The 20,106-nt window shown below is 70.1% G+C and carries 27 protein-coding genes; 14 read left to right on the forward strand and 13 right to left on the reverse strand.

Features of this window, described 5'->3' with window-relative positions; translation table 11 throughout:
* The first annotated feature begins 158 nt into the window (after positions 1-158).
* Positions 159-542, forward strand: coding sequence for a DUF3054 domain-containing protein (locus BJP65_RS02480; RefSeq protein ID WP_070408100.1), 384 nt, complete (start codon positions 159-161; stop codon positions 540-542).
* 59 nt (positions 543-601) lie between these two features.
* Here the strand turns inward: BJP65_RS02480 and BJP65_RS02485 are convergent, their stop codons facing one another.
* Positions 602-1,114 (reverse strand): glycine cleavage system protein R, encoded by a 513-nt coding sequence (locus BJP65_RS02485; protein ID WP_055835664.1) that lies wholly within the window; start codon positions 1,112-1,114, stop codon positions 602-604.
* Positions 1,115-1,175: 61 nt separating this feature from the next.
* On the opposite strand from BJP65_RS02485, the gene BJP65_RS02490 reads away from it, so the two are divergent.
* Entirely contained in the window at positions 1,176-1,454 is a 279-nt protein-coding gene (locus tag BJP65_RS02490; protein WP_070408101.1) for a DUF6412 domain-containing protein, read from the forward strand.
* 164 nt (positions 1,455-1,618) lie between these two features.
* On the forward strand, positions 1,619-2,350 hold the full coding sequence (locus BJP65_RS02495; protein ID WP_070408102.1) for a membrane protein insertase YidC: 732 nt from the start codon (positions 1,619-1,621) through the stop codon (positions 2,348-2,350).
* Here BJP65_RS02495 and BJP65_RS02500 read toward each other — a convergent pair.
* From BJP65_RS02500 to BJP65_RS02510, 3 genes are all read right to left on the reverse strand, one after another.
* Positions 2,280-3,569 (reverse strand): MFS transporter, encoded by a 1,290-nt coding sequence (locus tag BJP65_RS02500; protein WP_070408103.1) that lies wholly within the window; start codon positions 3,567-3,569, stop codon positions 2,280-2,282. The genes BJP65_RS02495 and BJP65_RS02500 overlap by 71 nt on opposite strands.
* Positions 3,570-3,691: 122 nt before the next feature.
* Entirely contained in the window at positions 3,692-3,907 is a 216-nt protein-coding gene (locus BJP65_RS02505) for an SCO4848 family membrane protein (protein WP_055835654.1), read from the reverse strand.
* A 9-nt stretch (positions 3,908-3,916) separates the two neighbouring features.
* Positions 3,917-4,270 (reverse strand): TraR/DksA C4-type zinc finger protein, encoded by a 354-nt coding sequence (locus BJP65_RS02510; protein WP_082509365.1) that lies wholly within the window; start codon positions 4,268-4,270, stop codon positions 3,917-3,919.
* Positions 4,271-4,322: 52 nt separating this feature from the next.
* On the opposite strand from BJP65_RS02510, the gene BJP65_RS02515 reads away from it, so the two are divergent.
* Positions 4,323-4,676 (forward strand): DUF2834 domain-containing protein, encoded by a 354-nt coding sequence (locus tag BJP65_RS02515; protein WP_055835647.1) that lies wholly within the window; start codon positions 4,323-4,325, stop codon positions 4,674-4,676.
* A 72-nt stretch (positions 4,677-4,748) separates the two neighbouring features.
* Here the strand turns inward: BJP65_RS02515 and BJP65_RS02520 are convergent, their stop codons facing one another.
* A complete protein-coding gene (locus tag BJP65_RS02520) occupies positions 4,749-5,609 on the reverse strand; it encodes an SDR family oxidoreductase (RefSeq protein WP_070408104.1) in 861 nt (286 codons plus the stop codon).
* A gap of 92 nt (positions 5,610-5,701) precedes the next feature.
* Between BJP65_RS02520 and BJP65_RS02525 the strand changes: the two genes are divergently transcribed.
* The 3 genes from BJP65_RS02525 to BJP65_RS02535 all read left to right on the forward strand — a co-directional run bounded on the left by BJP65_RS02525 (position 5,702) and on the right by BJP65_RS02535 (position 7,865).
* Positions 5,702-6,070, forward strand: a complete 369-nt coding sequence (locus BJP65_RS02525; protein ID WP_070408105.1) for a helix-turn-helix domain-containing protein — start codon at positions 5,702-5,704, stop codon at positions 6,068-6,070.
* A 27-nt stretch (positions 6,071-6,097) separates the two neighbouring features.
* Positions 6,098-7,129 (forward strand): aromatic acid exporter family protein, encoded by a 1,032-nt coding sequence (locus BJP65_RS02530; RefSeq protein ID WP_070408106.1) that lies wholly within the window; start codon positions 6,098-6,100, stop codon positions 7,127-7,129.
* Positions 7,130-7,208: 79 nt separating this feature from the next.
* Positions 7,209-7,865 carry an LON peptidase substrate-binding domain-containing protein gene (locus BJP65_RS02535; protein ID WP_070408107.1) on the forward strand — a complete coding sequence of 219 codons (657 nt, stop codon included), beginning with the start codon at positions 7,209-7,211 and terminating at the stop codon, positions 7,863-7,865.
* A gap of 102 nt (positions 7,866-7,967) precedes the next feature.
* Here BJP65_RS02535 and BJP65_RS02540 read toward each other — a convergent pair whose 3' ends face one another.
* From BJP65_RS02540 to BJP65_RS02550, 3 genes are all read right to left on the reverse strand, one after another.
* Entirely contained in the window at positions 7,968-8,744 is a 777-nt protein-coding gene (locus BJP65_RS02540) for an isocitrate lyase/phosphoenolpyruvate mutase family protein (protein ID WP_070408108.1), read from the reverse strand.
* Positions 8,741-9,415, reverse strand: a complete 675-nt coding sequence (locus BJP65_RS02545; protein ID WP_070408109.1) for an SDR family oxidoreductase — start codon at positions 9,413-9,415, stop codon at positions 8,741-8,743. The genes BJP65_RS02540 and BJP65_RS02545 overlap by 4 nt, the downstream gene beginning before the upstream one ends.
* A gap of 84 nt (positions 9,416-9,499) precedes the next feature.
* Positions 9,500-9,772 carry a YchJ family metal-binding protein gene (locus BJP65_RS02550; protein ID WP_308447290.1) on the reverse strand — a complete coding sequence of 91 codons (273 nt, stop codon included), beginning with the start codon at positions 9,770-9,772 and terminating at the stop codon, positions 9,500-9,502.
* Between BJP65_RS02550 and BJP65_RS16920 the strand changes: the two genes are divergently transcribed.
* Positions 9,771-9,911 (forward strand): hypothetical protein, encoded by a 141-nt coding sequence (locus BJP65_RS16920; RefSeq protein ID WP_258027555.1) that lies wholly within the window; start codon positions 9,771-9,773, stop codon positions 9,909-9,911. The genes BJP65_RS02550 and BJP65_RS16920 overlap by 2 nt on opposite strands.
* Before the next feature lie 35 nt (positions 9,912-9,946).
* On the forward strand, positions 9,947-10,858 hold the full coding sequence (locus tag BJP65_RS02555) for a 5'-3' exonuclease (protein ID WP_070408111.1): 912 nt from the start codon (positions 9,947-9,949) through the stop codon (positions 10,856-10,858).
* A 3-nt stretch (positions 10,859-10,861) separates the two neighbouring features.
* On the opposite strand, the gene BJP65_RS02560 is transcribed toward BJP65_RS02555, so the two are convergent.
* Entirely contained in the window at positions 10,862-11,854 is a 993-nt protein-coding gene (locus tag BJP65_RS02560; RefSeq protein WP_070408112.1) for a PHP domain-containing protein, read from the reverse strand.
* 6 nt (positions 11,855-11,860) lie between these two features.
* Positions 11,861-12,922, reverse strand: a complete 1,062-nt coding sequence (trpD, locus tag BJP65_RS02565) for an anthranilate phosphoribosyltransferase (RefSeq protein WP_055835617.1) — start codon at positions 12,920-12,922, stop codon at positions 11,861-11,863.
* Positions 12,923-13,055: 133 nt separating this feature from the next.
* On the opposite strand from trpD, the gene BJP65_RS02570 reads away from it, so the two are divergent.
* From BJP65_RS02570 to BJP65_RS02590, 5 genes are all read left to right on the forward strand, one after another.
* On the forward strand, positions 13,056-13,727 hold the full coding sequence (locus BJP65_RS02570) for a heme-copper oxidase subunit III (protein ID WP_070408113.1): 672 nt from the start codon (positions 13,056-13,058) through the stop codon (positions 13,725-13,727).
* Between the two features lie 16 nt (positions 13,728-13,743).
* Entirely contained in the window at positions 13,744-14,556 is an 813-nt protein-coding gene (locus BJP65_RS02575; protein ID WP_055835609.1) for a c-type cytochrome, read from the forward strand.
* Positions 14,557-14,595: 39 nt separating this feature from the next.
* Positions 14,596-15,654: a ubiquinol-cytochrome c reductase iron-sulfur subunit gene (locus BJP65_RS02580; RefSeq protein ID WP_070408114.1), complete on the forward strand. Its 1,059-nt coding sequence runs from the start codon at positions 14,596-14,598 to the stop codon at positions 15,652-15,654.
* A complete protein-coding gene (locus BJP65_RS02585; protein WP_070408115.1) occupies positions 15,651-17,492 on the forward strand; it encodes a cytochrome bc complex cytochrome b subunit in 1,842 nt (613 codons plus the stop codon). Before BJP65_RS02580 ends, BJP65_RS02585 begins: the two co-directional genes overlap by 4 nt.
* A 220-nt stretch (positions 17,493-17,712) precedes the next feature.
* A complete protein-coding gene (locus BJP65_RS02590) occupies positions 17,713-18,120 on the forward strand; it encodes a rhodanese-like domain-containing protein (RefSeq protein WP_070408116.1) in 408 nt (135 codons plus the stop codon).
* Positions 18,121-18,268: 148 nt separating this feature from the next.
* Here the strand turns inward: BJP65_RS02590 and BJP65_RS02595 are convergent, their stop codons facing one another.
* The 3 genes from BJP65_RS02595 to BJP65_RS02605 all read right to left on the reverse strand — a co-directional run bounded on the left by BJP65_RS02595 (position 18,269) and on the right by BJP65_RS02605 (position 20,102).
* The gene (locus BJP65_RS02595; protein ID WP_181015967.1) at positions 18,269-18,697 is read right to left on the reverse strand and encodes a hypothetical protein; all 429 of its coding nucleotides are present in this window, start codon (positions 18,695-18,697) and stop codon (positions 18,269-18,271) included.
* A 127-nt stretch (positions 18,698-18,824) separates the two neighbouring features.
* On the reverse strand, positions 18,825-19,136 hold the full coding sequence (locus tag BJP65_RS02600) for a hypothetical protein (RefSeq protein WP_156784790.1): 312 nt from the start codon (positions 19,134-19,136) through the stop codon (positions 18,825-18,827).
* A 174-nt stretch (positions 19,137-19,310) separates the two neighbouring features.
* Positions 19,311-20,102, reverse strand: coding sequence for a PP2C family serine/threonine-protein phosphatase (locus tag BJP65_RS02605; RefSeq protein ID WP_070408119.1), 792 nt, complete (start codon positions 20,100-20,102; stop codon positions 19,311-19,313).
* Positions 20,103-20,106: the final 4 nt, after the last annotated feature.

Consider the following 20,106-nt stretch of genomic DNA (forward strand, 5'->3'; position numbering starts at 1 on the left):
AACCTCAGTCCATCGCCCGCGGCGTTGCCGGAACGTCTGCGCCCGGCGATACATCCGCGATATCCCGCGCGCGCGTTCTCCCCCGCGAGCCCGTGCGCTCGGTGAGTGCGCGCGGGTGCGTGCGCGCGGTCGCCCTGCGGGGCGAGGACAATGGTGGGGTGCCGACTCCTCGCCGCTCCCCCGTCCTGCCGTTCGTCCTCGACGCCGTGCTCGTGGTCGTCTTCGCCGGCATCGGTCGCTCCACGCACGACGGCGACGTGTTCGGACCGTTCGGCTCGCAGCTCGCGATCACCGCCTGGCCGTTCCTCGCCGCGTTGGCCATCGGCTGGCTCGTCACGCGCGCCTGGCGTGACCCGCTGGCGGTCGTGCGCGCGGGCCTGCCGCTGTGGGCCATCACGGTCGCGCTCGGCATGGTGCTGCGCGTGGTGAGCGGTCAGGGCGTCGCCGTGGCGTTCGTCATCGTCGCCGCGATCACCCTGGCGCTCCTGCTCATCGGATGGCGCGGCATCGCCCGACTGGTCGCGCGGTCGCGCCGACGCTGAGCGGCGCCCCGAGGCTCCTCGCCGCGTGGGGAGGAGTCCCCGCCGGCTCCGCGTCCGAACTACTCCAGCAGCGAGACGTCGACCTGGATCTCCGCCGCGAGGTGCTCGAGGTCGGCCACCAGGTCGTCGACGACGACGTCGGGGCCGAGCGTGGCGGTGATCACGGCCTCGAACAGGCGACCGCCGGCCATCGCGGCATCCGTCGTCTGCGTCGACATGCGTTCGATGCTGGCGCCCCGCGCACTCAGCGCGGTCGAGATCTCGCGCACGATCCCCGGCCGGTCGTTGCCGACCACGTCGAGAGTGACGGTGCGGGGAACGGATGCCGCCGGCGCGGGCGTGCGGGCATGCACGGTGACGGTGAGGGTTCCGGCCAGGCCCTCGAGGGCGGCGCGCAGGCCATCGGCGCGGTCGGGCGCCACCGACACCTCGACGATCCCGGCGAACGCCCCGGCCAGTTCGGCCAGTTCGCTGTTCTCCCAGTTGCCGCCGTGGGCGTCGACGATGTCGGCGACCGCCGAGACGAGTCCGGCGCGATCGTCGCCGACGACGGTGAGCACGAGGGTGGTCATCGCCCCAGCGTAGCGAGCGGGCCCTGCTAGCGTGGAGCCCGACCGCAGAGGGGGTGGCCACGTGTTCGCATCGCTGATCAGCATGCTCACCGTGCTGCTCGCCTCGGCCGAGCTCGCCCTCACCCCCGGCGACGGTGCACCGCTGCTGGCGATCGTGCTCGCCGCGGCGGTCGTGGTCACCGCGGTCGTGGTGCTCGTGGTCCTCCCCGCACTGCTGGCGTCCGTCTCACCGCCGTCGTCGCGGCCGATCGATCCGTCGGCGCCCGTCGCGCAGAGCGACCCCGACGCGGCCGGTCATCCTCGTCCCCGCGCGCCGGGGCACGCGGTCCGCACCGCGTAGTCCCGCGCGCCGAGCCGTCTCTCACGACGGTGTCCTCGGCATCCCGGGACCCGCGATGCCGGTCGCCCGCGCTCACGCGCGCCGCACGCCCGCCCCGGATGCGTGCCGTCGTGCCCGCGCCCCGCGACCGATCGACCCGTGATCGCCGCACCGAACGGACACCCGTGGACCTCTTCGCCCTTCCTCCCCTCGCCCTGCTCCTCGACCTCACCACGCGAGCGATGCTCGCCCTCACCGCCGCCCTCGATCCCGTCGCCGGCACCGCCGCGGCCGCTCTCGCGGTCGTCGTCGTGACACTCGCCGTGCGCCTCCTGCTCATTCCCGTCGGCGTCTCGCAGGCTCGGGCCGAGCAGACCCGCGCGCGTCTCGCTCCGCGCCTGAGGACGCTGCGCGAACGCTGGGGGAAGAATCCCGAGCGCCTGCAGCGCGAGACCCTGCAGCTGTACCGCGACGAGGGAACCTCTCCCGCGGCGGGATGCCTGCCGATGCTCGCGCAGGCTCCGATCGTGGGACTGCTCTACGCCGTGTTCCTGCATCCGAACGTCGGCGGTCAATCCAACGCCCTGCTCTCGCACGATCTGCTGGGCGTGCCGCTCGGACGCAGCCTCATCGGCGCGCTCGGCTCGGGAACGGTGGATGCCGCGACCCTCGCCCTGATCGGAGCGCTCGTCGTGGTGATCGCGGGCGTGGCCGAGCTCACGCGGCGGCTCCTGCGGCCTCCCGTCGACCCCTCGGCCCCCGCGTGGACGACGGGCATGGTGGGCGCGCTGCAGTTCACCACCGCCGTCGTCGCCCTGTTCGTGCCGCTCGCGGCCGGGCTCTATCTCACCGTGACGACGGTGTGGACCCTGGTGCAGCGTGTGCTGCTGCGACGCCGGTATCCGCTGCCGTCGTGACGGCATCCCATCGTGGGGCGGCGGAGGCGTTCAGCGCGGCCATCGCCAGCACCAGCAGGGCCGCGACCGCGGGGAACAGCATCGCGGTCTGCACCGAGACGCTCTCGGCGACGGCGCCCGTCACCGCCGACGACAGCGCCTGCGCGAGGGTGAGGGCCGAGGCGAGGATCGTCATGGTCGACGCCGTGCGCCCGCGTGGTGCGCGGTTTCCGGCGAGGCTGAAGAGCGTCACGAGCGAGGGGCCGACGCCGATCCCCATCAGGCACAGCACGGTGGTCACGGTCGCGACCGAGCCGCCGACCGTGTACGCCCCGGCCGAAGCCGTGAGGACGATCGAGAACGCCACCAGGCGCCACCGGAGTGAGAACCGCACGGGGAGCGCGGCGACGGCCAGCGCGAGCACGGCCGACCCCACCCCCATCACGCCGTACAGCAGTGCCCCCGCCTCGGGTGCCCCCTGCGCCTCCATGAACGCGGTGAGCGAGGTGAGCGTCGAACCGAAGAACAGCCCGACGCCGAAGACCGCGGCCACCAGCACGAGCATGCGCGGATGCACCAGCTCGCGGAAGGGGGCCATCGCCGCCCGCGCCGAGCGTTCGGGCACGGCCCGCCCGGTCGGGTGCAGCGCGAAGGCGGTGACGAAGACGAAACTCAGCACCGCGGCACCGGCGATGGGCGCCCACGGGGCGATGAGGGCGGCGAGCACACCGACGACGAACGGTCCGATGACGAAGGCCGTCTCATCGGCGGCGGACTCGTAGGCCATGGCCCGCGAGAAGGTGCGTTCGCGACGCGCGGGGTCCACCCGGTCGCCGATGAGGGCCATCACACGACTGCGCGACATCGCCGCCGTCTGCGGTCCGGTCAGGCCGATGGCGGCGGCCGCCGACAGCAGGAGCGCGTCGGCGCCGGCGTTCGCCACGACCAGGGGGAATATCGCGAGCAGGATGCCGTTGGCCACACCGACCGGCACGAGCACGCGCCGCTGCCCGAAGCGGTCGGCGAGGTCCCCGAGCACGGGACCGGCGACCACCACGCCCAGGCCCACGGCCGCCGAGGTGAGACCACCGAGAGCGACCGAGCCGCGCATCGCGACGACCAGGGCGAGCACGCCCACCGTCATCATTGCGAACGGCAGTCGTGCGACGAACGCGACGGGGAAGTACCAGAACCCGGTGTGGTGGATCAGCGGGCGATGGGCGGCGACGGGCGTGGTCATGGAGCGTTCTCCGGTGGGGGCGATGGAACGTGCCGCCTTGCCGGTGAGGTAGGTAGTTGCACAATGTGCGGCGGGCGAACCCGCGACCCGATTCTACCGTGGGGTGTGCACGACCGCCCCGGTCAGCCGACGAGGGCGGCGATGCCGGCGATCAGGGAGGCGAGCGCGAGGGTCAATGCCAGGGCGATCAGCACGGTGTGCACGATGAGGAACGGCGTGGCCTTGCCCGCGGCGTTCTTGGCACGGGGGTCTTTCGCCACGCGCACGTAGAAGCGCGGCCAGACGACCGCGTTGAAGACGGCATTGGCGAACAGCAGCGTGATGAGCACGGGTTCCATGCGTCGAGCCTACGGGCGTCGCCCGCTCGCGCAGTCGATGCAGCGGCGAGCGAAGGGGCGGGCCTCGAGCCGGGCCTCGGCGATCGGGCGGCCGCAGTTCTCGCAGACGCCGAACGTCGCGGCGGCCACGCGTTCCCGCGCCGCGAGGATCTCGTCACGCTCGGCCTCGGCGCCGCGCCGCAGCGCATCGACCTGCGCCCACTCACCCGACAGGGTCGACCCCTCGGGGTCGTGCTCGTCGTCGGCCGTGGCGTCGGCGCGGTCGTGACGCAGGCTCGCTTCGTCTTCGCGCAGCCGCGACAGCCGGTGGTCGACCTCGCGCTGGCGCTCGTCGAGCATGCGGGCGGCTCGTTCGGCATCCATCCCCCGACGCTAGCCCCCACCTCCGACACCCGGGGTGCGCGAGGATCGGGTCATGAGAGAGCTCCGCCGTCACTGGACCCCGACCGCCGTCGTCTTCCTCGCGTTGGCCGTCGCCGGCCTCGTGGGCACGTGGACCTTCAACGTCTTCGCGATCGTGCAGATGCGCGACTTCGTCGGCGACCTCGTCTCGAGCGGACCGGCCGTGTCGTCGATCACCGTCGACCTGCTGGTCGTCGCCGTGGCGGGGAGCATCTTCGTCATCGTCGAGGCACGTCGTATCGGAATGCGCTTCGGCTGGCTGTATGTCGTGCTGTCGGGGGTGACGGCGTTCGCGTTCACGTTTCCGCTCTTCCTGGCGATGCGCCAGCGTCACCTGACGGCGCACCCCGACCGCAGGACGGCGTGAGGAGCCGAGAATCGTCGCTTCGAGGGGGCACGAAGCGACGAATTCCGGCTCCTCACGCGGTGGTCAGCGCGCTCAGCGGGCGGCGAGACCGGCGCGCAGGCCCTCGACCAGCGGAGTCGTGGGCCGACCGATGATGCGCGCGAGCGTGCCGTCGATGCGCGACAGCGCGCCCCGGGCGATCGCGTCGTCGATACCGGCGACGAACGCCGCCGTACCGGCATCCAGTCCCGCCGCCTGCAGCCCCGCGGTGAGCTGCTCCACCGACACCGACGTGTAGGTCACGGGGCGACCCACGACCTCGGATGCCGCCCGCGCCAGCTCGTCGTAGTCCCAGGCGACGTCGCCGCCGAGCTCGAGCGTCTGACCGCGGAACTCGTCGCCGATCAGCGCCACGGCGTCGGCCTCGGCGTAGTCGCGCCGGCTGGCGCTGGCCACGAGGGCCTGGCCGACGGCGGCGACGATCTCGCCCGTCTCGGTCGCCCGGGCGACGGCGTCGAGGTAGTTCTCGGTGTACCAGTTGTGGCGCAGGATCGTGGCCTCCACCCCCGACGCGGCGATCGCGGCCTCGGTCGCCTTGTGGTCGGCGCCGAGGGCGTAGTCGACCTCGTCGACGCGCGGGGCGCTGGTGTAGACGAGGCGCTCGACGCCGGCCGCGCGCGCGGCGTCGATGACGTTGCGGTGCCCCGCGACGCGATCCGCGTCGGTTCCCGAGATGAGCAGCACGCGGGTCACCGACGCGAAGGCCGGGGCGAGCGTCTCGGGGCGGGAGTAGTCGAGCTCGACGACGCCCACGCCGCGAGCGGCCAGGTCGTCGGCTTTGGCGAGGGTGCGCACGCCCGCGACGATGTCGGATGCCGAGACCCCGCGTTCGAGCAGGGCGTCGATGACGAGACGGCCGAGGTGTCCGGAGGCGGCGGTGACGAGGAGGGTCATGGGGTGTCCTTTCGATCGGTACGACGAAGCCAACGTCGATCCGTTCAGCGCATTCCGGAATGCAGGTACCCACTTTCTGGTTAGGTACTCACATGAACGTCAGTCTTGCGGATCTCCGCGCTGAACAACCGGGTGTCTTCCAAGACGGGTGCCCCACCCGCACGGTGCTCGACCACGTCATGGGCAAGTGGGGCGTGCTCGTGCTGATGGCCCTGTCCGACGGCACCCAGCGGTGGGGCGTGCTGCGGCGCAACGTTTCGGGGATCAGCGAGAAGATGCTCGCCAGCACGCTGAAGACCCTCGAGGCCGACGGTCTCGTCGACCGCACCGCCTACCCCGAGGTGCCCCCGCGCGTCGAGTACCGCCTCACCGACCGGGGGCGCGATCTGATGGAACGGGTGATCCCGCTCATGCAATGGGTCGCCACGCACGCCGATGACATCGTCTCGCGCCGGGGCTGAGACATGCGCGCCGCCTAGGCTCGATTCATGCGCGACAGCCTGACGTTCCGCTCCGCCCGGCGCATCCCTCTCCTGCAGGTCGCGAAATCGGCCGTCGCGGTCGTGGCCGCCTGGCTGATCGCCGGGTGGCTCGTGCAGGGCCCGCCGCCGATCTTCGCCGCCATCGCGGCCCTGCTCGTGGTGCAGCCGAGCATCAACCAGTCGTTCACCCGCGCGGTCGAGCGCAGCGTCGGCGTGATCGTCGGCGTCGTGATCGCCGCACTGCTCGGGCTCGTGTTCGGTTCCCAGCCGTGGGTGGCGCTGCTGTCGGCGGGCGTCGCCCTCGTCGTCGCGTGGGCCGCGCGCATGTCGCCCGGAGCCACCAACCAGATCGCGATCAGCGCCCTGCTGGTGCTCGCCCTCGGGACGGCGACCCCCAACTACGCCCTCGACCGCGTGCTCGAGACCCTCATCGGCGCGGCGATCGGCATCGTCGTCAACGCCGCGCTCGTGCCTCCCGTGCTCGTCCCCGCCGCGCGCGAGAAGGTCGACGTGCTGGGGCGGGAACTAGCCGAAGCGCTCGAACGCCTGGCCGACGCGCTCGAGGCACCGCAGACCCCCGGCTCGCTCGAGGGCCTGCTGCTCGAGGCCCGCCTGCTGCGCCCCGTGCGTGACGGCGCCGCCGATGCGATCCGCGACGCGGCGGATTCCTTGGCGCTGAATCCCCGCAGCGGCCGTCACCGCAGCGATCTGGCCACCATGGGCGACCTGCTCGAGCGGTTCACCCCCGTCGTCACGCAGACGATCGGCATGACCCGAGCGGTGTACGACGGGTACGAGAAGACGATCGTCGACGAACCCGCCGTACGCGCCATCGCCGAGCAGCTGCACCGGGCTGCCCACGACGTCCGCCTCGCGTTCGCGCTCGACGCGGGTCCCGAGCGGGTGGTCGTCGAGGAGCCCGCGCTCACCCGTCCGCTGCAGATCCGCACCCCCTCGACGGCGCACTGGGTGCTCGTGGGGTCGCTGCTCATGGATCTGCACCGCATCCACGAGACCCTGCGCGACGACGACGCATGACCCCGCTCGCGCGGACTGTTCGCCGCCCGGATGCCGCAGCCGCGGCCCCGACGCGCACGCACGCTGGTTGACTGGAACCATGGGTACCGCGATGTTCCCCCTGGGCGCCGTCCTCTTCCCGCACACGCCGCTGGCGCTGCGCATCTTCGAGGAGCGCTACCTCGTCATGCTCGGTCGACTGCTCGATGAGACCGACCCCTCGTTCGGCGTGGTCCTCATCGAGCGCGGCAGCGAGACCGGTGGGGGCGACCAGCGCTTCGCCGTCGGCACGATGGCGCAGCTGAGCCACGTCGTGCCGCAGGCCGGCCAGATGCAGATCGTCGCACGCGGCACGGAGCGGTTCGAGGTCACGGGGTGGCTCGACGACGCACCGTACCCCCGGGCCGATGTGCGGGCCCTCCCCGACCTCGAATGGAACGACGCACTCGCCCCTCTGCTCGAGGAGGCCGAGCGCATCGTGCGGCGGGTGCTGGGGCGTGCTCAGCAGTTCGGCGGCACCCGGTGGGATGCCGAAGTCGAACTGTCGGAGGAGCCCCTGCCCCGGGCCTGGCAGATTGCCGCGATCGCGCCGATCGGCGAGCTGGACCAGATGGAGCTGCTGCGCTCGGCGACCCTCGGCGGTCTGCTGCGCGCCACGATCGACCTCACCCTCGCCGCGGAGCCCCTGCTGGCCGATCCCGTGCCCGATGGCGTGATCGTCGTCGACGACGAGGACGAGGACGACGACAGCCTCTGACCCCCGGCGCGACGGGCTCCGTCCTCCGCGGCACCGCGACCCCCATGACGACGGCGAGGCCGGCCCCGGGTTCGGGACCGACCTCGCCGTACGGATGCGTCGTCAGTTCAGTGCGCGCACCGAGGAGGGGATGACGCCGTCGCCGTAGAGGTCGATCGCCAGATCCTGCAGGGCGGTCAGGGCGACGCGCTGGGTCTGCGGACCGTACGAGATGCGGGCGACGCCGAGCGCCTCGTATTCGGCCGCGGTGAGCGCGCCCGGCACGCCGATGACGCTGAGCGTGCGCTCCCCCAGACCCTCGACCAGGCGCCGGGTGGTCTCGGCATCCAGCAGTCCGGGCACGAACACCGAGGTCGCCCCGGCAGCGAGGAAGGCGCGGCCACGCTCGATGGCATCCGCCACCTTTTCGTCGAGCGGACGGTCGGCGCCCTTGAGGAACACGTCGGTGCGGGCGTTGAGCACGAACGGCACGCCCTCGGCCTCACCCGCAGCGATGACGGCCTCGACCGCGGCGACCGCGTCGGCCAGCGGCTTCACCTTGTCTTCGACGTTGGCGCCGACCACACCCACGCCGATGGCGCGGCGGGTCGTCTCACCGGGGTTGCCGAAGCCGGAGTCGAGGTCGGCCGTGACCGGCACATCGACGGCGGCGACGATGCGACCGACCATGTCGAGCATGAGCTCGACGGGGATGTTCTCGCCGTCTTCGTAGCCGAAGGTCGCGGCGATCGAGTGACCGGCCGTCGCGAGGGCCTTCGTCTCGGGCAGGGCGGCGATCGCCCGGGCCGAGACCACGTCCCAGATGTTCACGACCCGCAAGATCTCGGGGGCGGTGTGCAACCGCGCGAACGACTGTGCCTTGTCGCTGAGAGCGCTCATGCGTGCACGCCCCCTTCGTTGTTCGATCCGTCGGCCAGGGCTTCGGCGATGAGGGTTTCTCCCCCGCCGAACCGGATGAAGCGGCCGATGGTGGCGGGCTGCACGAGCGCCGCCGCGGCGACGGCGGCGACATCGGCGCGGCCGACCTCGGCCTTGCCCTGCGGCGCGGTCGTGATGCGTCCCGAGGCGGGGTCGTCGGTCAGGGTGCCGGGGCCCAGGATCGTCCAGTCGAGGTCGCTCGCGCGCAGGTGGTCGTCGGCGGCGAGCTTGGCGTCGGCGTACGCGTAGAACGCGTCGTCGGGGTCGATGCCGTGGTCGGGGGTCGATCCGATCCACGACACCATGACGAACCGGCGCACGCCCGCGCGAGATGCGGCGTCGACGGCGCGCTGCGCAGCGTCGCGGTCGACGGCGTAGGTGCGCTCCGCGCTGCCTCCGCCCGCTCCCGCGGACCAGATCACGGCGTCGGCGCCCGAGAAGGCCTCGGCCATCTCATCGGTGTCGGCGTTCTCGACGTCGAGCACGAGCGGCGTCGCGCCGGCCTGCTCGATGTCTGCCGCCTGGTCGGGGTTGCGGATGACCGAGGTGGCCTCGTCTCCGCGCTCGGCCAGCAGCCGAGCGAGATGCAGGGCCACCTTTCCGTGGCCCCCGATGATCACGATGCGTTCCATGTCGTTGTCCTCCCGCGTTGTCGATCGTCGTTCGTGATCGACCGTACGCCGCACCACCGACAGCCGCGGGCGGGGTTGACGCCCTTACTCGACGTCTCCGTCCACGTAGACCCAGCGGCCCCCGCGGCGGACGAAGCGGCTGCGTTCGTGCAGCTCGCCCGCCCGCCCGCCGTAGCTGTACCGGGCACGGAACTCCACGATCGCGGCATCCCCGTCTTCCCTCGCCTCCACCACCTCGAGGGCCGTCCACTCGGTGCCGTCGTCGGCGACGACCTCGTCGGGGCGGGTCCGCGGATGCCACGACCGCACCAGGTGCGTCGTGTCACCCACGGCGAAGGCGGTGTAGCGCGAACGCATGAGCCGCTCCGCGCTCGGCGCCGCTCCCCCGTCGAGGATCGGCGCGCAGCACGTGGCGAAGATCCCACCGCCGCACGGGCAGGGTGCCGCCGCAGGAGGACGACGGGATGCCGAGCCGAAGGACATCCCGACAGCCTAGGACGGAGGCCGTGCCCCCGTGCCAGGATGACTCCCGTGACCGACCGCATTATGCTCCTCGACACCGCGTCGCTGTACTTCCGCGCCTTCTACGGCGTTCCCGACAAGGTCACGGCGGCCGACGGCACCTCGGTGAACGCCGTGCGGGGCCTGCTCGACATGATCGCGAAGCTCGTCTCCACCTACGAACCCACGCGTCTCGTCGCCTGCTGGGACGACGATTGGCGCCCGGCGTGGCGCGTCGACCTGATCCCGAGCTACAAGGCCCACCGCGTCGTCGAGGCCGTTCCCGTCGGCGCCGACGTCGAAGAGGTCCCCGATCCGCTCGAGGCCCAGATCCCGCTCATCCGTAAGGCTCTCGCCGTGCTCGGCATCCCCGTCGTCGGCGCGGCCGAACACGAGGCCGACGACGTGATCGGCGCCCTCGCGACCCACGCCGACGTCCCCGTCGACATCGTCACGGGCGACCGTGACCTGTTCCAGCTGATCGACGATGAGCGCGGCGTGCGTATCGTCTACACGGCCCGCGGCATGAGCAACCTCGAGATCGTCGACGACGCGGCCGTGCTCGGCAGGTACGGCGTGCACGCCGCGCAGTACGCCGACTTCGCGGTGCTGCGCGGCGATCCCTCCGACGGCCTGCCCGGTGTCTCGGGCATCGGCGAGAAGTCGGCGGCGTCGCTGCTCACCGCCCACGGCTCGCTCGACGGCATCCGGGCGGCGGTCGCCGACGGTTCCGCGGGTACCCCGAGCCAGCGCGCGAAGATCGCCGCCGCCGCCGACTACCTCGACGTCGCGCCCGCCGTGGTCCGCGTCGCCCGTGACCTCACCTTCGCGCCGTTCGACGATCACCTGGGCGCCGCGGACGAGCCCGCCGCTCACGCACTGGCCGAGAGGTGGAACCTGGGATCCTCGATGACCCGCGCGCTGACCGCGCTCGACCGCTGAGTCTCAACGGGAGCGTTCCAGCCACTCCCGCAGGCGATCGAGGGGCCACGTCGTGACGATGCGATCGACGGGCACCTTCGCCGCCTCCGCTCGTGCGGCTCCGTAGTCCAGCAGCGACAGCTGCCCGGGCGCGTGCGCGTCGGAGTCGATCGAGAAGAGGCACCCCGCCTCGATCGCCAGGGCCAGCAGCTCGTCGGGCGGGTCCTGACGCTCCGGACGGGAATTGATCTCGACCGCCACCCCCGAGGCCGCGCATGCCGCGAAGACCGCCTCGGCATCGAAGTCCGACGGCGGACGCGTCCCCCGCGCCCCCTCGACGAGCCGCCCGGTGACGTGCCCCAGCACGTCGACCCGCGGGTCCCCCGCCGCGGCGACCAACCGTCGTGTCATCGGAGCGCGTTCCATGCGCAGCTTCGAATGAGCGGATGCCACCACCACGTCGAGCTCGTGCAGCAACGCGTCTTCCTGGTCGAGGTCGCCCTCGTCGAGGATGTCGACTTCGATCCCGGTGAGCAGCGTGAAACCGTCACCGCGGTGCCCCCGGACGATCTCCATCTGCGCCCGCAGACGCTCGGGCGAGAGGCCATTGGCCACGGTGAGGCGCGGCGAATGGTCGGTGAGAGCCAGGTACTCGTGACCCAGCCCCCGCGCGGCCTCGACCATCGCCTCGATCGGGGTGAGCCCGTCCGACCATTCGCTGTGGCTGTGCAGGTCGCCGCGCAGCTTCGCCCGCACGTCCGCACCGCCCACCGGCGCGTTCTCGGCCCGCAGGGCCGCCAGTCGTTCCGGGACACCGCCCGCCAGCGCCTGCTGGATCACCGCGAAGGTCGACTCGCCGATCCCCGCGCGTCGCCGAAGACCCGGGTCGCGCAACTCGTCGTCGCTCAGCCCCTCGATCGCGGCCGCGGCGGTGCGGAACGCCTTCGACTTGTATCGCGACGACCGTTCCCGCTCGAGCAGATAGGCGATCTCGGTGAGCGCGTCGAGCGGGTGCACGATGGCCTACTCCGCCAGAGCCTTCGTGGTGTCCACCCAGTCGGTGAGCTTGGCTGCGGCACGGCCGTCGTCGACGGCGGCGGCGGCGTCGGCCATCGCCTCGGCGAGGCGTTCGATGATCGGACGCTGCACCTCGGCGGCATCCTGGAACAGTCGGTACGACACCAGACCCGCGGCGGCGTTGAGCAGCACGATGTCGCGCACCGGACCGGTCTCGCCTCCCAGCACGCGCCGCACCACCTCGGCGTTGTGATCGGGGGAACCACCGAGAAGGTCGTCGATCTCGGCGAGGGGGATGCCGAGATCCCGGGGATCGAGATCGTGCTCGTGCACGTCGCCGCGACTGATCTCCCAGACGCGACTGTGGCCGGTCGTGGTCAGTTCGTCGAGGCCGTCGTCGCCGCGGAACACGAGCGCCGTCGCGCCGCGGGTACGGAACACGCCGGTGATGAGGGGAACGCGATCGAGGTGCGCGACACCGACGGCGTTCGCCTCGGCGCGCGCCGGGTTGCACAGCGGCCCGAGGAAGTTGAAGACGGTGGGAACGCCCAGCTCCGCGCGCGTCGAAGCCGCGTGGCGGAACCCCGGGTGGAACGCCGAGGCGAAGGCGAAGGTGATGCCGGTGCGCTCGAGCGTCTCGGCGACCTGCTCCGGAGTCAGCGTCAGCGCGACGCCCAGCGACGAGAGCACGTCGGAGGATCCGGATGCCGAGCTCGCCGCCCGGTTGCCGTGCTTGACCACGGGGACTCCCGACGCCGCCGCCACCACCGCCGCCATGGTCGACACGTTCACGGTGCCGTACCTGTCGCCACCGGTGCCCACGATGTCGAGCACCTCGGCGCGCACGGGAAGCGGCACGGCCGCCTCGAGGATCGCGTCGCGGAAGCCGACGATCTCTTCGACCGTCTCGCCCTTGGCCCGCAGGGCCATCAGGAATCCGCCCAGCTGCGAGGGCGTCGCCTCGCCCGCCATGACCTTGCGCATGGCCCACGTCGACTCGGACACGCTGAGGTCGTTACCGGCCAGCAGCGCCGAGAGCAGATCGGGCCAGGTGAAACGTTCCGCCATGCCATGATCCTTCCACACGCGTGTCGCCGATCCGCGCGGTCCGCGCGTCTGATGGAACCCACGCCGTACCGGGGATTCCTTGCAGATTCTGAGGCTTCCCTAAGTCTCGACGATGGAATATCTCAAGTTGAGGATGGGAATATCGGGCTCCGTCATCGCGCATAATGGAACGGTGACGACCTCAGCGACGTATTCCCAGGCCGTGCGTGCCGTGAAGCGGCCCGACCCGGTCGCGGTGGGCACCATCGTGTGGCTGGGCAGCGAGGTCATGTTCTTCGCCGGCCTGTTCGCGATCTACTTCACCCTGCGCAGCACCTCCGCGCCCCTGTGGGCCGAAGAGACGCAGCTGCTCAACGTCCCCTTCGCGACCGTCAACACGATCATCCTCGTGTTGTCCTCGGTCACGTGCCAGATGGGCGTCTTCGCCGCGGAGCGGTACCAGCCGTACCGCACCGGCAAGGCCACCGGCATCCTGAAGTGGGGAATGGTGGAGTGGTTCTACCTCACCTTCATCCTCGGCGCGGTATTCGTGTCGGGTCAGGTGTGGGAGTACGCGACGCTGGTCGCCGAGGGCATGCCCATCAGCGCCAACCCCTACGCCTCGGCCTTCTACTTCACCACCGGCTTCCACGCCCTGCACGTGACGGGTGGCCTCATCGCCTTCCTGCTCGTGATCGGTCGCGCCTACGCCGTGAAGAACTTCGGCCGCAAAGAGATGACCACCTCGATCGTCGTGTCGTACTACTGGCACTTCGTCGACGTCGTCTGGATCGCCCTGTTCTTCGTCATCTACTTCCTCAAGTAAGAGAGCTGCACTTCACATGGCACGCGAGAAGAAGACTCGTCGGGCGTCCGGACGCCGTAGTCCCCTGGCCGCCGCTGCACTGATCGGCATCGGACTCCTCCTCACCGGAGGCGTCTACGCCGGCGCATCGGCCGCGATGGCGGCGACCAACGCCACCCCCACGAGCGAAGCGAACTCGGCGACGGCGGTCGAAGAGGGCCAGAAGCTCTTCCAGGCCAACTGCGCCACCTGCCACGGCCTCGACCTGCAGGGCAGCCAGCAGGGCCCGTCGCTGTTCGGCGTCGGTGAGCTGTCGGTGCACTTCCAGGTGTCCACCGGCCGCATGCCCCTGCAGGCGCAGGGTCCCCAGGCTCCCGTGAAGCCGGTGCAGTTCACCGACGAGCAGATCAACGCGATCGCCGCGTACGTGCAGTCGTCGGCCCCCGGCCCGACGTACCCCACCGACGAGCTGGTCGACGGTGAGGGCGACCTGTCGCACGGTGCCGAGCTGTTCCGCATCAACTGCGCGATGTGCCACAACGTCGCCGGCGCCGGTGGCGCGCTCACCGAGGGCAAGTGGGCCCCCGACCTGCACACCGTCAGCCCGGTCAACATGTACGCCGCGATGGTCACCGGCCCGCAGAACATGCCGGTCTTCAACGACCTGAACCTCACCCCCGAAGACAAGCGCGACGTCATCTCGTACCTGATGTACCTCCAGAAGTCCGAATCCCCCGGCGGTTACGCCCTCGGGTCGTTGGGTCCGGTCTCGGAGGGTCTGTTCATCTGGATCTTCGGTATCGGGGCGTTGATCGCCCTCACCGTGTGGATCACGGCGAAGTCCAACTGACCGTCGTTCTCGACATTACGTAAACGCACGAGGAGCACCATGGCACACGAGGACGACGCACTCGAGCACGAGAGGGATTCCTGGAAGCCCGGCTCGGGGCTCGCCGTCGCGGTTCCCGACGCCGTTCAGAACCCCGGCCTCCCGGGGCACCGTCAGCGCATGACCGATCAGGACCCGCAGGCGATGAAGCGTGCGGTTCGCACGGTCTACACCCTGTTCTACTTCTCGGTCGCGGCGAGCATCTGGGCGAGCATCGCCTACATGATCTTCCCGATCGAGTCGGGCGCGTTGATCGACATCCGCTACAACAATCTCTTCATCGGTCTGGGCATCGCCTTCGCGCTGCTCTCGATCGGTATCGGCGCCATCCACTGGTCCAAGTCGGTCATGTCCGACAAGGAGTACATCGAGGACCGCCACGCCACCCGTGGGCGCGACGAGGTGCGCGAAGCCGCCATCAACGTGTTCGTCGAGGGCGACAAGGAGTCCGGCTTCGGCCGTCGCGAGATCATCCGCAACTCGCTGTTCGCCGCTCTCGCCGCCTCCGTCATTCCCGGCATCACGCTGTTCCGCGGCCTTGCTCCCCAGGATCAGGACCCCGTGAAGCTCCTCAGCCACACCATGTGGAAAGAGGGCTCCCGCCTGTCGCACGACCCGTCCGGTCGTCCGATCCGTGCGGCCGACGTCACCATCGGCTCCGCCTTCCACGTCATCCCGGAAGAGCTCGCCAGCCTCGGCCACGACGAGGGCTACCTCGAAGAGAAGGCCAAGGCGATCGTGCTGCTGATGCGTCTGCAGCCCGAGCAGCTGAACCCCGACAGCAACAACATGGACTGGTCGTACGACGGCATCGTCGCGTACTCCAAGGTCTGCACGCACGTCGGCTGCCCCGTGGCGCTGTACGAGCAGCAGACCCACCACCTCCTGTGCCCCTGCCACCAGTCGCAGTTCGACGTCGCCAATGGCGCGGCCGTCATCTTCGGCCCGGCCGCCCGTCCCCTGCCGCAGCTCCCCATCTCCGTCGACGCCGAGGGCTACCTCGTCGCGCAGAGTGACTTCCACGAGCCCGTCGGCCCCAGCTTCTGGGAGCGCTCATGAGCACCGGTACCCATCCCACCGAGAACGTCACCTCCGCGCCCGCGGTGCACGCAGGTGCCCCGGCGACCGCCGGCCGCGACGGCAAGCCCCTGGGCGGACGCTTCGTCGGTGCCGCCGCGAACTATCTCGACGAGCGCACGAGCATCTCGGGCATCGTCAAAGAGATGGGTCGCAAGATCTTCCCCGACCACTGGTCGTTCATGCTGGGTGAGATCGCGCTGTGGAGCTTCGTGGTCGTGCTGCTGTCCGGCACGTTCCTGACGTTCTTCTTCCAGGCGTCGATGGTCGAGACGCACTACAACGGCGCCTACGAGCCCATGCGCGGCATCGCGATGTCGGCGGCCATGGAATCGGCGCTGCACATCTCGTTCGACCTCCGCGGTGGACTGCTCGTCCGTCAGATCCACCACTGGGCCGCCCTGGTGTTCGTGGCCGGTATCGGCGTGCACATGCTGCGCGTGTTCTTCACCGGTGCGTTCCGCAAGCCGCGCGAGCTCAACTGGGTCGTCGGCTTCATCCTCTTCATCCTGGCGATGGCCGAGGGCTTCACCGGCTACTCGCTCCCTGACGACCTGCTCTCGGGCAACGGCCTCCGCATCATCGACGGCATGATCAAGGGACTGCCGATCATCGGCACGTGGACCTCGTTCCTGCTGTTCGGCGGGGAGTTCCCCGGCACCGCGATCGTGGGCCGTCTGTACACGCTGCACATCCTGCTGCTGCCGGCCATCCTGGTCGCGCTGCTGGCCGTGCACCTCATGTTGATGATCATCAACAAGCACACGCAGTTCGCCGGCCCCGCCCGCACGAACAGCAACGTTGTCGGCTACCCGATCCTCCCCGTCTACGCGTCCAAGATGGGTGGCTTCTTCTTCATCACGTTCGGTGTGATCGTCTTGATCGCCGCGCTCGTGACGATCAACCCGATCTGGAACTACGGACCGTACGACCCGTCGCCGGTGTCGGCCGGAACCCAGCCCGACTGGTACATCGGCTTCGCTGACGGCATGCTTCGCCTCATCCCGCCGCACCTCGAGTTCGTGCTGTTCGATCACACGTTCTCGTGGAACATCATCATCCCCGTCGGCGTGCTGGGCCTGTTCATCGTCCTCGTGCTGATCTACCCCTTCATCGAGGCGTGGGTCACCGGCGACAAGCGTGAGCACCACATCGCACAGCGTCCGCGCAACGCGGCGACCCGCACCGCCATCGGTGCGGCGGGTGTGACGTTCTACGCGGTCATGTGGGCGGCGGCGTCGTCGGACATCATCGCCACGCACTTCCACCTCACGATGGAAGGTGTCATCCACGTCCTGCAGGCCCTGCTGATCGTGGGCCCGATCCTCGCCTACTTCGTCACCAAGCGCATCTGCATCGCGCTGCAGAAGAAGGACCGCGAGATCGCACTGCACGGCTACGAGTCCGGACGCATCGTGCGCCTCCCCGGTGGCGAGTACATCGAGGTGCACCAGCCCGTCGACGAGTTCGAGCGCTGGAAGCTGGTCGACAACGAGGAGTACGCTCCCCTCGTCGTCCGCCCGAACGCGAACGGGCAGATCCCCTGGCACGAGAACCTTCGTGCGTCGGTGTCGCGCTGGTTCTTCGAGGACCGCCTCGCGCCGCTGACGCAGGCCGAGCTCGACGCGGCTGTCGCTCACCAGCACCACGAGCTCGACCACATCGCGCACGAGGAAGCCGACGAGATCGCCGGCGCGAACGCCCGTGCCGATGAAGACGGCCGCCCGCCCATGGCGATCGGTGAGCGCACCGAGGTCGAGCTTCCCGCTCCGAAGGGCCTCGAGGAGCGCAACCGCCCTCACGACGACAAGAGCGAGTAACCCTCGATACGAAACCCCGGTGCTTCGGCACCGGGGTTTCGTCGTTTCCGCCGGTGCGCACCGAGGCGCACGTGCACCCCACCCGCCATCGCAAAGTACGCCCGTCGGCATCCACCAGGTCGCACCCACGGCGGCGGGCGAGACCGACGTGGCAGGATGCTGCGGAGGGCTGGCGTGTCTGCCCCTCCCCCGACTCGGCGTCCGACCATAGCGTGGGAGCATGACCCTCGCACACGAGTACTTCTCGACCCGCCTCGCCTTCGAGACGGATCCCTCCGATGTCTACGCGGCGCAGAAGGCGGGAGAACGTTTCGTTCTCGTCGACGTGCGAGGAGACGACGCGTGGCTTCAGGGCCGCGTCTCGGGCGCCGTTCACATGCCGTACCGGGACATCGCCGAGCGGGCCGCCACCGAGATCCCGGCCGACATGCCCGTCGTGGTCTATTGCTGGAGCCCCGGGTGCAATGCCGGACAGAAGGGTGCACTCGAGTTCTCGCGGCTGGGCTACGCGGTCCGCGAGATGATCGGCGGGTACGAGTACTGGGTGCGCGAGGGGCAGCCGTTCGAGAACGACGAGGGTCCGTGCGAGCGGGTGTTCGATCCGACCGTGATGGTGGTGCGCCGCTGACACTCACCGGCGGCTCCTAGGAGACCGGGGCCCCCTTCCTCGCAACGCGCCAGGACGGGCCGACCCGCTGGCCGCGTCTTATCAGATAGGGCGCCACACGTGGCGCAAGAGCCGCGCGGACGCGATGAGCAGTACTGACCGAGCTACCTCAGCACGTCGACTGGGCAACTCCACCTGCCAGGACGATGATGGTCGACAGAATGAGGGTCCACGCCAGCGAAGAGACGACCATGCGCCGCAAGGACCGCGCCGTCAGAAGCGCAACCACGTTCGCACCCACCAGCGCGAGCGACGGTGCAATCGAGACGATTGCGCCCGACATCATCTCCGCCCCCCGTGACGAGCCGCCGCTGAGTCCGAAGGACAACGAAGCAGCGATGACCACTCCGTAGAGCCCGAGGACGATGACCGAGCAGACAAGGGCGAGCCAGAGGAGCCACGCCGCCCCACTGACGCGGGCGGCCAACATCGACAGCGCGCCCGCACACACAGCAAGAAGAGTCACGCCGATCGCGGAGCCTCCGAGCGTCACCGGGTCGAGCAGGCTGCACTGTGCCACCTCGCGCCACACCAGCACACCCGCCCACCAGAGACCCGCAGCCGCACCCACCGACCACAGGACTCCTGCGGCTGCGACCACGAATCTCAAGACCGACCGCGTGCGAGCGTTCCCCGCGAGGGAGCTCATGACTTCCGTTCCGGGCTCACAGCGACTGGCCTCGCCGACCGCTTTGCATCCCGTGAGTCTCATCACGAGACAACAGCGCAGCGTCGTGAGAGCGTCCACCACGCGGGATTGTCAGCCCCACCGCTAAACCGCCAACCACCAGCCCGATGGCCAACAGGCCAATTATGGCCGGCAGCAAGATAGTCGGTGCCGCCGCCTGGTCTTCCAGGTCGAGAGACGACCCAATCTCATCGAGCCACGTGCCGTATTGCGTGCCGTAGACGACAAGCAGCGCAATCATGGTCAGTCCGATCGCCGCAGTGAGTAGCCCCCCGATGATCCCGCGCACCGGGACAGCTTTGCAGGATGAGAGGCGATGCGGAACCCATCAGTTCCGCACCACTGAGATGAAGGGGATTTCCACGTGCTGCGGCGAGACAAGTGAGCTGTGACCCGTCGGCGTCGTCGAACGATCAACACGACGGGTCCCCGCCAGGCCCGGCCCGGCCAGACGTCGTACGCCTCAGGCTGTTTCGACGTCCTCAGCGAACCAGCGCGCAGCAGAACCCGAGAAGACGGGCTCGCTCGCGATCGGTTCGTCGTCGTCGACGACGTCGCACACGACGACCGTCACGTTGTCACGCGTTCCGGCCTCGAGAGCGAGCGCGACGGCGGAGGCGGCGGCGGCGCGGGGATCCGAAGCCTCGGCGATGATCCGGGCGACGTCTGCTTCGGGGACGTAGTCGGTCAGTCCATCGCTGCACAGCACCCATCGGTCACCGACGACCGGGGGACGCTCCGCGACGGACACGACATCGCCCTCGGCGCCCCCGAGCGAGGCCGTGATGATGTTGCGACGCGGGTGGGCCGCGGCGGCCTCCGGCGGGATGATGCCGTGATCGACGAGAGCCTGCACGTACGAGTCGTCACGCGTCTCGCGCGTGAACTCGCCGTCGCGCAGCAGGTAGGCGCGAGAGTCGCCGGTGTGAGCCAGCAGCAGGTCGCCGCCCGTGCTGAGGAACAGACCGGTGAAGGTCGTCGCCATCCCTTGGAGCGCGGGGTCACGCTCGACATGGGCGCGGATGTCCCAGTTCGCCTCGCGAATGCGCACCAGGAGTCCATCGGCGTCGAGGCCACCGCCCCGAGTCGCGACAAGTCGGTGCAGGAGCGCCGCGGAGGCGAGGTCTCCCGACGGGCCTCCCCCGACGCCGTCTGCCACCGCCGCACCCCAGGACGCCGCGAAGGCGGCGTCCTGATTGGTGGGACGGTGGGAGCCGGCGTCGGAGACGGCGGCCGCGATCAGCCGAACGGGCACAGGA

Source organism: Microbacterium sp. BH-3-3-3 (assembly GCF_001792815.1).
In the GTDB taxonomy this organism is placed as follows: Bacteria; Actinomycetota; Actinomycetes; order Actinomycetales; family Microbacteriaceae; genus Microbacterium.